Raw genomic sequence first — 14,043 nt, forward strand, 5'->3', positions numbered from 1 at the left:
CCCCGCTGCCCCCGCTGCCCCGAAGGACGTTGCCACCGAGACGGACCCGGAGGTGGAAAAGTAATGGAACCGCACTTCTACCTCGCCGCCGAGGCTGACACCGCGTCCAGCCGTGGCCTGACCATCACCTTGTTCCTCGTCTTCGTCGCGATCACCCTGGGGATCACGATCTGGGCGAGCCGGCAGACCAAGACGGCGACCGACTTCTACGCCGGCGGCCGGTCGTTCTCCGGCTTCCAGAACGGCATGGCGATCGGCGGCGACTACATGTCGGCGGCCTCGTTCCTGGGCATCGCCGGCCTGATCGCCCTGTACGGCTACGACGGCTTCCTGTACTCGATCGGCTTCCTGGTCGCCTGGCTCGTCGCGCTGCTGCTGGTCGCGGAGTTCCTGCGCAACTCGGGCCGGTACACGATGGCCGACGTGCTCGCGTTCCGGATGCGGCAGCGCCCGGTGCGCACCGCGGCGTCCGTCTCCACCATCGTGGTCTCGATCTTCTATCTGATCGCCCAGATGGTCGGCGCGGGCGCGCTGGTCAGCCTGCTGCTCGGAATCAGGCCGGGCACCACGTTCCTGGGCATGGACGCCGACACTGCCAAGATCGCCACCATCATCATGGTCGGCGCGCTGATGATCGTGTACGTCGTGGTCGGTGGCATGAAGGGCACCACCTACGTGCAGATCGTCAAGGCGTTCCTGCTGATGACCGGCGCCCTGCTGATGACCCTTCTGGTGCTGGCGACCTACAAGTTCAACCTGTCGTCGCTGCTCGGTGACGCCGCCGAACAGTCCGGCAAGGGTTCGGCCTTCCTGGAACCCGGTCTGCGGTACGGCGTGGAGACCGCCGGTGATGCGGCGAAGACCTTCTACAGCAAGATGGATCTGCTCTCGCTCGGCATCGCCCTGGTGCTCGGCACGGCGGGCCTGCCGCACATCCTGATCCGGTTCTACACGGTGCCGACCAGCAAGATCGCCCGCAAGAGCGTGCTCTGGGCGATCGGCATCATCGGCACGTTCTACCTGTTCACCCTGGCCCTGGGCTTCGGCGCGGCGGCCCTGGTGGGCGGCTCGGCGATCACTGCCCAGGACAAGGCGGGCAATACCGCAGCCCCGCAGCTGGCGCAGGCCCTGGGCATCGACTACTTCGGCGGTGACACGGGCGGCGCGGTCATGCTCGCGGTCATCGCCGCGGTCGCCTTCGCCACCATCCTCGCGGTGGTCGCCGGCCTGACCCTGGCGTCGTCGTCGAGCGTCGCGCACGACTTCTACGCCAGCGTCATGAAACGCGGCCAGGCGTCGGAGCGCGACGAGGTGCGCGTCGCGCGGATCGCGGCGTTCGTCATCGGTGCGATCTCCATCGTGCTGTCGATCTTCGCGCAGAGCCTGAACGTGGCGTTCCTGGTGGCGCTCGCGTTCGCCGTGGCCGCCTCGGGCAACCTGCCGGCGATCCTCTACAGCCTGTTCTGGAAGCGGTTCAACACTTCCGGGGCGCTGTGGGCGATCTACGGCGGTCTGATCTCCGCGGTGGTCCTGGTGTTCTTCTCGCCCGTGGTGTCCGGCTCGGCGACGGCGATGTTCCCGGACAGTGACTGGCACTTCTTCCCGCTGAGCAACCCGGGCATCATCTCGATCCCGATCGGCTTCCTCTGCGGCTGGATCGGCACGGTCATCTCGAAGGAGACGGACGAGGACAAGTTCGCCGAGCTCGAGGTGCGGTCGCTGACCGGCTTCGGCGCTCACTAGCAACAGGTCATGAGGTCCGGGGCCGACGTGCGAAATGCGCGTCGGCCCCGGTCGCTTAGAGTGTCGTCCATGTCAGTGCAACAGCGGTACGGCGCAGGCCATCGGATCCTCGTCAGCGGCGGCGCCGGCTTCGTGCCGTCCCACGTCGTCGACGCCCTGCTGGACCGGGGCTGCACCGTCGTGGCGATCGACAACTTCATCACCGGCGCCAAGGAGAACGTGGCCCACCTGGCCGGCGAGCCGCGCTTCACGCTGATCGAGGCCGACATCACCGAGGGCCTGCCCACGCACCCGGCGATGCTGGAACGGTTCGACGCGATCATGCACATGGCCTCCCCGGCCAGCCCCACCGACTTCGCCAAGCTGCCCCTGGAGATCCTCAAGGTCGGTTCGGTCGGCACGCTGGCCCTGCTGGACCGGGCGGTCGCGGACGCGGCGCGCTTCCTGATGGCGTCGACCTCGGAGGCGTACGGCGACCCGCTGGTGCACCCGCAGCCGGAGACGTACTGGGGCAACGTCAACCCGATCGGCGTGCGCTCGGTCTACGACGAGTCCAAGCGGTTCGCCGAGGCGGCCACGATGGGCTACCACCGGTTCCACCATCTCTCCACCGCGATCGTGCGCATCTTCAACACGTACGGCCCGCGGATGCGTCCCGACGACGGCCGGGCCATCCCCACCTTCATCAGCCAGGCACTGCGCGGTGCCCCGATCACCGTGCACGGCACCGGCACCCAGACCCGGTCGATCACCTACGTCGACGATCTGGTCCGCGGCATCCTGCTGCTGCTCGACTCGGACGCGACCGGCCCGATCAACTGCGGCACCGAGCACGAGCTGACCATGCTCGAGCTGGCCGAGCTGATCGTCCGGCTGTGCGGCAGCGACTCGAAGATCGATCTGGTCGAGCGGATGGCCGACGACCCGGAGAAGCGCCGCCCGGACCTGACCCTCGCGCGCACCCTGCTCGGCTACGAGCCGCAGGTGGGGCCCGAGGAGGGCCTGCGCCGCACGATCGACTTCTTCAAGGGCTGAGCATTTCGCCACGGTAGTGAACGTTTTACGAACAGTAATTGTCTCCTACCTTCGTGCCGCGCCAGTGTCGATGCACGCTATGCCCGCTTCCGGGTACGTAACCTGAAGTCATGTCTGCGACCACGTCCCCTTGGGGTAGCTCCTCCGGCCGGGCTTCCGTGCCGGGCTCGATGAGCCGGGCCTCGGTGCCCGGCTCGGGCCGCGCCGCCGGCGGGCCCGTGCAGGGGCGCGCCGGCGCTCCCCGTGGTTACGACGACTGGCCGCCGCGCGGCTCGGCCGGCACTCCGCGCGGGCCGGTCGGTCCGCCGCGCGGCCCCGGTGGGGGCGACCGCCCGGGCCGGCCGTACAAGGGCAAGCGCAAGCCGCGCTGGGGCCGGATCGCCGCCGTGGCGGCCGCCGTGCTGGTGGTCGGCGCGCTGATCGCCGGCGTCTCGCTCTACGGCTACGCCGACGGCCTCAACGACGACCTCAAGCGCACCAACGCCTTCGAGGACATCACCAAGGGACGCCCGGCCAAGACGGTCGACGGCGCGCTCAACATCCTGCTGGTCGGCAGCGACTCGCGGGACCCGGACGCGAGCAAGGACGACACCAACCAGTGGCGTGCGGACACGCTGATCGTCATGCACATCCCGGCCGACCACAAGTCCGCCCAGCTGGTGTCGATCCCCCGGGACCTGTGGGTGCAGATCCCCTCGGGCAACTCGGCGGAGTGCAGCAGCGGCAGCCGCGCCAAGATCAATGCGGCGTTCGCCTTCGGTGGCCTGCCGCGGGCCGTACGCACCGTGGAGTGCATGACCGACGTGCACCTCGACCACGTGCTGGCCATCGACTTCGGCGGCTTCAAGGAGGTCACCGACGCCCTCGGCGGCGTGGACCTGAAGGTCGAGCAGAGCATCACCTCGATCCACAAGCCCTACCGCAAGTTCAAGAAGGGCACCATGCACATGAACGGTGCCGAGGCGCTCGACTGGATCCGTCAGCGCAAGCAGTTCGCCCGCGGCGACTTCGCCCGCATGCAGCACCAGCAGGATTTCCTGAAGGCGCTGATGGACAAGGCGGCCAGCACCGGCACGCTGAGCAACCCCGGCAAGCTCAACGACTTCCTCAAGGCGACCACCAGCGCGATCACCGCCGACCAGGACTTCTCGCTGACCGACATGGCCCTGCAGTTCCGCAGCCTGCGCGGCGAGAACCTCACCTTCATCACGAGCCCCAACCTGGGCAGTCAGACCATCTCCGGACAGAGCGTCGTCGTCTCCGATCGGGAGAAGGCTCTCGCTTTATACAAGGCGATGGCTGCCGACAAGATGGATGAGTGGATGACCTCGACCAAGACGCCGTCGAGCCGGGCCAACGGCTGATCCGGCACCAATCCGGGCAAACGGCGCGGGTCGGCGGTCACCGCCGGCCCGCGCCGTTTGTTTAACGCTGCGTGTCATCTATCTGAAACGCACAAGGCCTCGCAAGAGATCGAAGTTGAACGTACAGTGATGTCCGCCCGGATCCCGACCCGCTTGGAGAGCGCATGACCGTCCAGACCCCCCGACGTGCTTCGTCGCTGGATCGGGACGCCGTCACGGCCCCAAAGCACACCGCCCCGGCCGGCCCGCCCAAGGGCGGCCGGAAGGCCGGCAAGGGCAAGAAGGATCCGGTCTGGGCGAAGGCGACCCTGGTCTTCGGCGCGGTCCTGATGATGGCCAGCGGCGCCGGCATCGTCGGCACCAAGTGGGTGGTCAGCAGCGCCACCAGCGCGGTCACCCAGGACAACCTGCTGGGCGACACCAAGAAGTCGGCGGCCGAGGGCGGCAACAGCCTCAAGGGCCCGATCGACCTGCTGCTGATGGGCGTGGACGCGCGCAAGCGCTGGGCCGTCGACGACCTGCACGCCGACACGATCATCATCCTGCACATCCCGGCCAGCCACGACCAGGCGTACCTCGTCTCGGTCCCGCGCGACACCGAGGTGCAGGTCCCCGCGTTCGCCAAGAGCAAGTATCCGGGCGGCACCGCGAAGGCCACCGAGGCGTTCTTCCACGGCGCCCAGAACGGCGGCGGCTGGGCCGGCGGCGCGCAGCTCATGGCCCAGACGCTGAAGAACACGACGGGCATCAGCTTCGACGGCGCGGCCATCATCGACTTCAACGGCTTCAAGGGCGTCATCGACGCGCTCAAGGGCGTGAAGATGTGCGTGGACCAGCGGGTCAAGTCGCACCACATGGTCAAGGTGGACGGCCGGCCGATGTATCTGGCCGAGGCCCGCAAGTCCGGCAAGTCCCAGACGCCGATCTGGCACGAGAAGGGCTGCCAGGACATGGAGGGCTGGGAGGCCCTGGACTACGCCCGGCAGCGCTACGGCCTCAAGAACGGTGACTACGACCGCCAGCGCCACCAGCAGCAGCTGATCAAGGCCATGGCCAAGAAGGCCAGCGGTAGTGGCGTACTCACCAATCCGGTGAAAGTCAGCGGGCTGATGAAGGCCGCCGGCAAGGCTTTCGTGCTGGACACCGGCGGCGTGCCGGTCGCCGACTTCATCTTCACCCTCAAGGGTGTGGCCGCCAACGACCTGGTGCTGCTGCGCAGCAACAACGGCTCGTTCGCCGGCAACGGCAAGGGCCGGGAGTCGATCACTCCCAAGACGATGGAGATGTACCGGGCGGTCAGGCAGGACCGGCTGGCCGACTTCATCATCGGCAACCCGGACGTCGTGGCCCAGGAGAAGTAGTTCTACGCTGGACGGGTGTTCGGACCTCAGGTACCCAGCGTGACGCCCATTCAGGTGCAGGCCACTGCCTACCTGCTCGACGTGCGGGAGCCCGACGAGTGGACGGCGGGCCACGCGCCCGGCGCCCACCACCTGCCGATGATGGAGGTCCCGGCACGCATCGCCGAGATCCCGCAGGACACCGAGGTCGTGGTGGTGTGCCGCTCCGGCGGTCGCTCCGGCCAGGTGGTGTCGTACCTGATGGGCAACGGATGGGACAACGTCCGTAATCTCGACGGCGGCATGCAGGCTTGGGCCGGCGACGGCCGCGATGTCGTCAGCGAGAACGGGCAGCCACCCCGAGTCCTGTGACAACAGCCCGGCCCCTGGTCTTCGCCCATCGTGGCGGAGCCGACGCGCTGCCCGAGCACACTCTCGCGGCTTACCTGCGGGCCCTCGACGACGGCGCCGACGGCGTGGAGTGCGACGTCCGGCTGACCCGCGACGGCGGCCTGGTGTGCGTGCACGACCGGCGGCTCGACCGGACCAGCAACGGCACCGGGCTGGTCAGCGGAAAGACGCTGGCCGAGCTGGACGCCCTCGACTTCGCCTCCTGGCACCCGGCGGCGGCGGCCGAGGAGCTCCTGGCCGAGCACGTGCGGTTGCTCACGCTGGAACGTCTGCTGGGTGCTCTGCGTGACCGCGGCCGGCCGGTGCGTCTGCTGGTCGAGACCAAACACCCGTCACGGTACGGAGCCGAGGTCGAGCGCCGCCTGGTCGAGCTCCTCCGCCGGTACGGCCTGGCGGAGCCGGAGCCGGACGACCCCGTCCGGGTGACCGTCATGTCGTTCGCAGCCCTGGCGCTGCGCCGGATCCGCCGGCTCGCCCCCGCTGTCCCGACGGTGTACCTGATGAGAATCGTGCCGCCCGGTGTCGCCCGCGGCCACCTGCCCTTCGGATCCCGGATCGCCGGTCCCGGGATCGCCCTGGTCCGCTCCCGGCCCCAGGTTGTCTCCGCGCTGCGCGCCGCCGGCCACCAGACCTACGTCTGGACGGTCAACGAAGAACCGGATCTTGATCTGGTTCTCGCCCAGCGCCCCGACGGGATCATCAGCGACCGCCCGAAATTCGTGCTCGACCGCCTCGAGAAGGTACCGCCCGTGTGACCCCGGACACTCTTGACCCGGTTATCGGCAAGATCCACACCAACCGCTCTGCCCAAAAGCGCGTAAGCGAGGCAGACTCGCAGACATGCCGGATCGTCCCGACTACGCCGCGCTGACGCGAGGGCAGACCGCACTCCTGCGGCGGATCAACGCCGGCGAGGCCGGCCTGGCTGTGCTCAACCAGCTCGTCTGCCTCGCCCAGGACGTGCTGGGCGGGCTCGGCGCCGGCTTCGCCGAGTACAGCCCCGGACACGGCCGGATCATCGCCGCCAGCGGCATCTGCGCCCGCGCGCTGGGCCGCCGCGTCGACCGGGCGGACGCCCGGCTGACCACCGGCAGCCGCACGCAGCTCGTCCCGCTCGACGACGAGACGGCCGCCCAGATCGACGGCGGCGAACGCCACCGGGTGCTGGGCGCCCGGTGCGAGATCGGTGGCCTGGTCGTCGGCTCCCTGTTCGTCTACTACGGCGAGGAGCACGACGAGCCGGGCCCGGAGCACCACGACGTGCTGGACCTGCTCGCCACCAACGTCGGCCACATGTACGGCGACCAGGCCGGCCTGCCGGTGCACGGCGACGGCCCGGTGGTGGCCGCCCTCTCCGACGGGCTGACCGTCATCGACCGCGACGGCATCGTGCAACTCTGGAATCCGGCCGCCGAGCAGCTCACCGGGCGTACGGTCGGCGAGATGCTCGGCCGCCCGCTGCAGTTCCCGGTCCCGCCGCCCGGTCAGGTGCTGGTCCACCGGCTGCCGTCCGGCCGGCTGCTCAAGGTCACCGCCGGCGACCTGCCCAACACGGCGGCGATGCGGGTCGTCACGTTCCGGGACTCCACCGACCAGGACCGCCGGCACGAGGACCGCGACCTGTTCGTCGCCGTCACCAGCCACGAGCTGCGCACCCCGGTCACCGTGATCAAGGGGTACGCCGACACGCTCACCAACCACTGGGAGACCCTCGGCGAGGACGGCCGCCAGGAGGCCGTCCGGGTGATCGGCGCCCGCGCGGGTGAGCTGGCCCGGCTCGTCGACCGGCTGCTCTCGGCCACCAGCGACGACGGTGAGGTCGGGGTCCACCCGCCCGGCCCGTTCGACCTCGTCGACGGTCTGCGCCACGCGGCCGGGCAGCTCCCGGTGGACCTGCGCCGCCGGCTGGTGCTCGACCGGCTGCCGGGCGAGCTGCCGAAGGCGTTCGGCGACCGCGACTCGCTGGCCACGATCCTCACCGAGCTCGCCACCAACGCGGACAAGTATTCGGCCGGCGACACCGAGGTCGAGGTGAGCGCGGAGGCCGACGAGACCACGGTGACCTTCCGGGTCGCGGACCGCGGCCTCGGCGTCAAGCCCGAGCACGTCGAGCGGGCGTTCGAACGCTACTGGCAGGGCGACTCCCACGACCGCGGCCGCAACCCGGGGGCCGGGCTGGGCCTCTACCTGGTCCGGCGCATCGTGGAGCGGCAGCACGGCTGGGTCTCGCTGCGCCCGCGCGAGGGCGGCGGCACGGTCGCGGAGGTCCGGCTCCCGCGGGCCTGACCCGGTGATCCTTTTCGACGCGGACGGCCCGGGGTGCCCGGATCACCCGGCCACCGCCTAGGCTGGTTCGCCGTGAGCAAGCGTCGAAACCCCCGCGCCGCCGCCAACGCGGCCCCCAAGCGCCAGAAGGTGCGTGACATCTTCGTCGCCCGGCCGTTCGAAGGCCTGGCCGACGAGCCGGAGTGGATCGCGCTGCGCGAGCTGGTCCCGGCCGCTTCCGCGCCGCTGACCCTGAAACCCGAGATCATCTCCGAGTACGGGGACCGCCCGGTCACGCTCTCGACGGTGCTCCCGATGGCCTGGCCGGCGATGACCCGTCAGGACGGCCGGGTCTTCGTCGGGCTGCAGCGGCACGTCCAGTCCGGGGATGTGTCCCGCGACATCGCTGTGGCGATCCTGTGCGCCCTGCAGACCGACCCGGGTGACACCGTCGCCGTGCCGGCGCTGCCCGGTGAGGGCCCGCGCCTGCAGGACATCCTCGTGGACGGCCCGCTCGAGATCACGATGCACGACGGCTTCGAGTACTGGCTCGACGCCGAGCAGGCCGAGGACCCGAACGTGAAGGCGTCGCTGGAGCGGGCGAACGCCTCGATCTACCCGACTGTGCGGCTGGGGGTGCCGGCCGCGTACTGGTGCCGGGTGCAGCCCGACAAGTCGCACGTGCGCTGGGTGCTGCCGCAGGAGGAGGACCCGGCACTGGACGCCCTGGCCCGTCTCTCCGCGAGCGGCGACCTGCTGCTCGGCGAGAACACCAAGTTCGCCGGGATGTTCCGGGCCCACGGGCTGCTGGTCCCGGTCTGGGACGTGCCGGGTGAGCCGGAGGCCGGCGACTGGGAGGCCCCGCTGGCCGACTTCGCCAAGCGCTACACCGACATCCTGGCCGAGACCGCCCCGCTGGACGCCGCCGCCCGCCGCGCCAAGCAGGGCCTGGTGAGCAGGCAACTCACGTTGCGCTGAGGGGGCATGGCGATGCTGGAGGAGCGGTTCGCCGGCGACTCGCTGGACCGGTCGGTGTGGTTGCCGCACTACCTGCCGCACTGGAGTTCGCGCGAGTCGTCGGCGGCCACCTACACGGTCGCCGGCGGCGAGCTGCGGCTGAGCATCCCGCCCGAGCAGGGCCTGTGGTGCGAGGGCCTGCACGACGGGCCGCTGCGCGTCTCCGGCATCCAGAGCGCGAGCTTCTCCGGCCCGGTGGGCAGCTCTGTCGGTGGCCAGCCGTTCCGCGACGACCTGTTGGTCGCCACCGAGGAGCCGGAGTTCTGGGGCTACACCCCGCTCTACGGCCACTTCGAGGTACGGGCCCGCGGCGTGCTGTCGCCGCGGTCCATGATGGCCTGCTGGCTCTCCGGCATCGAGGACGAGCCGCAGCGCTCCGGCGAGATCTGCGTGATGGAGATCTTCGGTGACGCGGTCCGTCCGGGCTCCGCCGACGTCGGTATCGGCCTGCACAAGTTCCGCGACCCGGCGCTGACCGAGGAGTGGTCTACCGCGCCGCTGGCCATCGACGTCGGCGACTTCCACACGTACGCGGTCGACTGGCAGCCCGGATCGCTGGTGTTCAGTGTGGACGGCACGCCGGTGCGCACGATCGGCCAGTCGCCGGGCTACCCGGTCCAGGTCATGCTGGCCGTCTTCGACTTCCCGGACAAGGCCACCGGCGAGGACGACGGGCCGGTGCCCGAGATGATCGTCTCGCACGTGCTGGGCAGCTGAGCGGTCTCAGCCCGGGGTGCGCTCGATCGGGCAGCTCATGCAGCGCGGGCCGCCGCGGCCCGACCCGAGCTCCGAGCCGCTGATCGCGATCACCTCGATGCCCGCCCGCTCCAGCTGGGCGTTGGTCTCGACGTTGCGCTCGTACGCCACGCAGAGCCGGGGTGCGATGGCCAGCGTGTTGTTGCCGTCGTCCCACTGCTCGCGTTCGGCGGTGACCGGGTCCAGCCCGGTGTCGATGATCCGGAGCCGGTCGATGCCCATCGCCTCGGCGGCGGCGTCCAGGAACGGCCGCGACGGGCCGACCACCGGCTCACCGTCGAAGCCCGCGGTCACCGGGTACGCCCGCAGGGTGTCCGCGATGTTGGGATACATCACCACTGCGTCGACGTCGACCATCGTGCAGACGGTGTCGAGGTGCATGGTCGCGCGTTCCTGGGCGATCGGCACGGCCAGGATCGTGTGGGCCAGCCCGGCGGCGAACACCCGGCGGGCCAGCCGCTCGGCCCCGGCCGGGGTGGTGCGCTCGCCGACGCCGATGGCCAGCACGTCGGGGGCCAGCAGCAGCACGTCGCCGCCCTCCACGTGCTCCAGGCCCGGCTGGTAGAGCAGCTCGGTGCCGGCGAACCGCGGATGGTGGGTGTAGATGGCCCGGGTCAGCGTGGTCTCGCGGTTGCGGGCCGGCATGGCCAGGCTGGTCACCGCGACCCGGTCGCGCACCCAGACCGACGAGTCGCGGGTGAACAGCAGGTTGGGCAGCGGGTCGATGACGAAGTCCAGCCGGTCCATGAGCTGGTAGACCAGGCCACCCGACCGCCCGGGGCCCGGCTTGACCTCCTCGTGCGCCAGCCCCGCCATCAGCACCTGGGCCAGCTCGCGGGGGGCGAGGTCGGCCAGGTGGGCCGCCACCCGTTCGCGCAGGGTGTCACCCAGGCGGGGTGTGTTCAGCACGCTCTCGGTCAGGGCGTCCCGCGCCGCCGTCACCGCGAGGGTCTCCTCGAGCAGCTCACCCAGGTAGAGGACCTCGACGCCGCGGTCGCGCAGGGCCGCGGCGAACGCGTCGTGCTCCTCCTGGGCCCGGCCGACCCACGGGATGCCGTCGAAGAGCAGGGAGTCGTTGTTGCGCGGGGTCAGTCTCGCGAGCTCGGCGCCCGGCCGGTGCAGCATGACCGTGGCTAGCCGGCTCACTTCGCTGTCGACGTAGTGGGCCACGCTCCGAGCCTAGGGGCTGACGGGCTCCGGGGCGCGCCCACCGGCGAGCATGATCAGTGGCGAGCCGTACGCCGCGGAGCCATGCTGTGACTTAGCGCGCAGAAATCTTCGACAACGCTGCGCGATCAAGGTAGGTGAGGCTAACTTGTCGGGGACGTTTCGGATTCTCGGGGAGCCCTAGGTCGTGTGATGCACCATACGGAAAAAGTACTTGTGCGTGAATGCGGCATTCATCCCCACTCATTCCGCTTTCTTTCCGGTCCGATGACTTGCTTGAGTACCGGGTCCAACACTTACCGTAGTGGAAAGAGAGCCCGATGGACCTTTTGCCGGAGGTCGCAGTGACTGTCTTCCCCGCACGTCCCGCCCTGCCCGTGCCGTCTCGCAACTATCCACCCGCCATCGATCCTCGACGCACCGCACCGCCCGCGGCGCTCGAGCCTCGCCAGAGTCCCGTCGAGTGGGCCCGCCGTCGCCGCGCTGAGCGCGACGCCCGCCGCCTCGAGGCAGCCGGTGCCCGCGCACTGACCCGCCTCGACCGGCTCGGACCCGCCTGGCACATCGTCGACTGGCCCCGCACCGACTCGCTGGGCTACGAGAGCGACCCCACCGACGACCGCGCCGGATTCCTCGCGATCGGCCCGGGCGGCGTCTACGCCGTCACCGTCGCCGACCACGGCCGCGCCCGAGTGCTGATCGCCGGGGACGTCGTCCAGATCAACGGCAAGCGCCCGGCGTACGTCGCCGAGGCTCGCCGTGACGCCAAGCGCGCCGGCCGGGCCATGAGCTCCGCCGTCGGGCTGAGTGTGCCCGTCACCCCCGTGCTGGCGTTCGTCGGCTCCGGGGTGATCAGCGTGCACGGCCTGCCCAAGGACTGCCTCGTGGCCACCCACAAGGAGCTCGACCGGCTGCTGATCGCCGGTGGCGCGCGGATCTCACCCGCCACCGCCAGCAAACTCTCAGCGGTGGCACAACACCCGGCCACCTGGGCAAACGCGCCTTATCGGCCGAACGGCGACTACCGGTGGCTGCCAAGCGGCCAAACGGCCGCTGACAAGCGGGCGACCCGCCGGTAACGTTCCCTGCAGAGCACCGCTTGCCGTCGAAGGTTGACGTGAGCGACGCCGGCCGGACACCCGAGGAGCCGAGGCTAAGCTTCGGACGCCGGCGGTCCGGCCGGAGTCAGGTCACGCCGGGTCCGGCCTAACGCAGAGCCGGGCCACACCGGGCCGGGACGGCACGGATGATGAGGGAGGTGCGGGTGGCGCACGTCGAGCTCTCACTCTCGGGAGCGTTTGTGCCGCAGGCGCGTACGCCGGCCGAGTCCGAGTTCGTCTCCGGCGTCGACCGCTGGGCGGCGACCGTCTGGCAGGCCGTCGAGCCCTGTCTGGTCATCGACACGGCCTTCCGGATCGTGGCCGTGTCGCCGTCGGCGAGCGAGCTTCTCGGGCTGGGCAAGGGCCTGGACGCGGTCGGGCAGCCACTGCTCGGCGGCGAGGGCTCACTGCGCCTGATCGACTTCACGGCCGGCGGGGGCGACCTCACCGAGCAGGAGATCGAGAAGATCCCGCCCCTGCTCGCCCTGACCAGCGAGCGGCTGGCCCGCGGCCTCATGCGGGTCCAGCCCAGCGGCGAGGACAGTCACCTCACGGTCGACGCGATCGCGAGCCCGCTGTCGGAGGGCGGCCGGGTGGCCGCATCCCTGACCTTCTTCTCGGCGATCCGCTACTAGTCACCCGATCGTGTGGCGATCAACGCACCGGCTACCCATTGGGATCGTGGGGGTCCGGACCGTAGTGTTCCCCTCATGCTCGATCTAGATCTGCTACCAGCGGAGTACGCGGTGTGCCGGCTGCCGGCCGGTTCAGCCCTGCCGGCCTCCCTGAGCAGCGGTCCGGACGACAAGAGCGTCATCTCGGTGACCTGGGCGCCCGACGAGCTGTCGGTGATCTGCCCGGCCGACCGGGTGCCCGAGGGCGCCGTGGTCGAGGCCGCGTGGCGCTGTCTGCGTGTCGTCGGCCCGCTGGACCTGGCGCTCACCGGAGTGCTGGCCTCGCTGATCAGCCCGCTGGCCGCGGCCCGGGTCAACATCGTCGCCTTCTCGACGTACGACACGGACTATCTGCTGATCCCCCAGGTGCGGCTCACCGAGGCGGTCGACACGCTGACCGCCGCCGGCCACCGGCTCGCGTCCGCCTGAGGCCCGCGACCGCCTGGTCGGTGACCGCCCGGCCCGCGACCGCCTGAGGCCCGTGCCCGTCTGAGGGAGGCGGTCCCCGGCCGGAGCACCTACCATGGGCCCGTGCTGCGCATCGTCTGTCGCCGATTCCTGGCACTCGCCGGGCTCGTGACGCTGCTCGCCGCGTGCGGGGAGCCACCGGCTCCACCGCTCACCGCACCGCCGGACGTGCCGGGCAGTGCCGGTGTCTCCGCGGGTCCGGCCTATCCGCTGCCCAGCGGCATCACCGCGCCCGTCCCGCTGCCCACCGGCGGGCTCCCACCGGGCAGTGTGCCGACCCTGCCGTACGCGCCGCCCGCGACGTACGTGCCGCCCGCGACCCTCCCGCTGGTCACCACGACACCGCCGCGGACCACCACGACGACCGCTGCGCCCACCCCCACGACGTCACCCGCCGCCAAGTGCCGCAGCGGACCGACACCGGCGCAGGTGGTCGCCGTCCTCAAGGGCTTGCCGGGGATCCCGGACCGGAAGCTGGCCGTCGCCGACGGGCCGTTCTGCTCGGGGTCGTGGCAGTTCGCCCGGGTGCAGATCGCCGGCGAGGACCCGAAGAAGGCCGAGCAGCTCTTCGTGGTCACCACGGGCACGCCCACCGCCCTCAAGGTGATCGAGGCGGGGACGGACGTCTGCAGCGTCGAGGTGCAGACCAAGGCGCCGGCCGGCATCCGGGTCCGGGCCTGCGGAGCCTGACCGGCGCCGGTTG

General features: G+C 70.6%; 14 protein-coding genes. 13 read left to right on the top strand and 1 reads right to left on the bottom strand.

Annotation, left to right across the window (positions count from 1 at the left end; translation table 11 throughout):
• Positions 1–63: 63 nt before the first annotated feature.
• The 9 genes from Aau02nite_RS31985 to Aau02nite_RS32025 all read left to right on the top strand — a co-directional run bounded on the left by Aau02nite_RS31985 (position 64) and on the right by Aau02nite_RS32025 (position 9,892).
• A complete protein-coding gene (locus Aau02nite_RS31985; protein WP_212992329.1) occupies positions 64–1,743 on the top strand; it encodes a monocarboxylic acid transporter in 1,680 nt (559 codons plus the stop codon).
• Between the two features lie 69 nt (positions 1,744–1,812).
• Positions 1,813–2,778: an NAD-dependent epimerase/dehydratase family protein gene (locus Aau02nite_RS31990; protein WP_212992330.1), complete on the top strand. Its 966-nt coding sequence runs from the start codon at positions 1,813–1,815 to the stop codon at positions 2,776–2,778.
• A gap of 110 nt (positions 2,779–2,888) precedes the next feature.
• Positions 2,889–4,142, top strand: coding sequence for an LCP family protein (locus tag Aau02nite_RS31995; protein ID WP_212992331.1), 1,254 nt, complete (start codon positions 2,889–2,891; stop codon positions 4,140–4,142).
• Positions 4,143–4,306: 164 nt separating this feature from the next.
• Entirely contained in the window at positions 4,307–5,503 is a 1,197-nt protein-coding gene (locus tag Aau02nite_RS32000) for an LCP family protein (RefSeq protein ID WP_212992332.1), read from the top strand.
• A gap of 15 nt (positions 5,504–5,518) precedes the next feature.
• A complete protein-coding gene (locus tag Aau02nite_RS32005) occupies positions 5,519–5,854 on the top strand; it encodes a rhodanese-like domain-containing protein (RefSeq protein ID WP_212992333.1) in 336 nt (111 codons plus the stop codon).
• Positions 5,851–6,648 (top strand): glycerophosphodiester phosphodiesterase, encoded by a 798-nt coding sequence (locus tag Aau02nite_RS32010; RefSeq protein WP_212992334.1) that lies wholly within the window; start codon positions 5,851–5,853, stop codon positions 6,646–6,648. Before Aau02nite_RS32005 ends, Aau02nite_RS32010 begins: the two co-directional genes overlap by 4 nt.
• Positions 6,649–6,733: 85 nt before the next feature.
• Positions 6,734–8,179 carry a sensor histidine kinase gene (locus tag Aau02nite_RS32015; protein WP_212992335.1) on the top strand — a complete coding sequence of 482 codons (1,446 nt, stop codon included), beginning with the start codon at positions 6,734–6,736 and terminating at the stop codon, positions 8,177–8,179.
• 72 nt (positions 8,180–8,251) lie between these two features.
• Positions 8,252–9,136, top strand: a complete 885-nt coding sequence (locus Aau02nite_RS32020) for a DUF5926 family protein (protein WP_212992336.1) — start codon at positions 8,252–8,254, stop codon at positions 9,134–9,136.
• 6 nt (positions 9,137–9,142) lie between these two features.
• On the top strand, positions 9,143–9,892 hold the full coding sequence (locus Aau02nite_RS32025; RefSeq protein WP_246595596.1) for a glycoside hydrolase family 16 protein: 750 nt from the start codon (positions 9,143–9,145) through the stop codon (positions 9,890–9,892).
• 6 nt (positions 9,893–9,898) lie between these two features.
• Here the strand turns inward: Aau02nite_RS32025 and Aau02nite_RS32030 are convergent, their stop codons facing one another.
• On the bottom strand, positions 9,899–11,101 hold the full coding sequence (locus Aau02nite_RS32030) for an arginine deiminase (protein WP_212992337.1): 1,203 nt from the start codon (positions 11,099–11,101) through the stop codon (positions 9,899–9,901).
• 341 nt (positions 11,102–11,442) lie between these two features.
• Between Aau02nite_RS32030 and Aau02nite_RS32035 the strand changes: the two genes are divergently transcribed.
• The 4 genes from Aau02nite_RS32035 to Aau02nite_RS32050 all read left to right on the top strand — a co-directional run bounded on the left by Aau02nite_RS32035 (position 11,443) and on the right by Aau02nite_RS32050 (position 14,030).
• Positions 11,443–12,177, top strand: a complete 735-nt coding sequence (locus Aau02nite_RS32035; RefSeq protein WP_212992398.1) for a hypothetical protein — start codon at positions 11,443–11,445, stop codon at positions 12,175–12,177.
• 170 nt (positions 12,178–12,347) lie between these two features.
• A complete protein-coding gene (locus Aau02nite_RS32040; protein WP_438841193.1) occupies positions 12,348–12,833 on the top strand; it encodes a hypothetical protein in 486 nt (161 codons plus the stop codon).
• Between the two features lie 75 nt (positions 12,834–12,908).
• The gene (locus Aau02nite_RS32045; RefSeq protein ID WP_212992339.1) at positions 12,909–13,301 is read left to right on the top strand and encodes an ACT domain-containing protein; all 393 of its coding nucleotides are present in this window, start codon (positions 12,909–12,911) and stop codon (positions 13,299–13,301) included.
• A 102-nt stretch (positions 13,302–13,403) separates the two neighbouring features.
• On the top strand, positions 13,404–14,030 hold the full coding sequence (locus Aau02nite_RS32050; RefSeq protein WP_212992340.1) for a hypothetical protein: 627 nt from the start codon (positions 13,404–13,406) through the stop codon (positions 14,028–14,030).
• The last annotated feature ends 13 nt before the right edge of the window (positions 14,031–14,043 follow it).

Origin of the sequence: Actinoplanes auranticolor (genome assembly GCF_018332655.1) — a bacterium.
GTDB lineage: Bacteria > Actinomycetota > Actinomycetes > Mycobacteriales > Micromonosporaceae > Actinoplanes > Actinoplanes auranticolor.

Bases quoted from the DNA above. Each gene is read 5' to 3' on its own strand.
- Aau02nite_RS32040 (WP_438841193.1), top strand. From the start codon at position 12,348: ATGAGGGAGGTGCGGGTGGCGCACGTCGAGCTCTCACTCTCGGGAGCG.
- Aau02nite_RS31995 (WP_212992331.1), top strand. From the start codon at position 2,889: ATGTCTGCGACCACGTCCCCTTGGGGTAGCTCCTCCGGCCGGGCTTCC.
- Aau02nite_RS32015 (WP_212992335.1), top strand. From the start codon at position 6,734: ATGCCGGATCGTCCCGACTACGCCGCGCTGACGCGAGGGCAGACCGCA.
- Aau02nite_RS31990 (WP_212992330.1), top strand. From the start codon at position 1,813: ATGTCAGTGCAACAGCGGTACGGCGCAGGCCATCGGATCCTCGTCAGC.
- Aau02nite_RS32025 (WP_246595596.1), top strand. From the start codon at position 9,143: ATGGCGATGCTGGAGGAGCGGTTCGCCGGCGACTCGCTGGACCGGTCG.
- Aau02nite_RS31985 (WP_212992329.1), top strand. From the start codon at position 64: ATGGAACCGCACTTCTACCTCGCCGCCGAGGCTGACACCGCGTCCAGC.
- Aau02nite_RS32045 (WP_212992339.1), top strand. From the start codon at position 12,909: ATGCTCGATCTAGATCTGCTACCAGCGGAGTACGCGGTGTGCCGGCTG.
- Aau02nite_RS32000 (WP_212992332.1), top strand. From the start codon at position 4,307: ATGACCGTCCAGACCCCCCGACGTGCTTCGTCGCTGGATCGGGACGCC.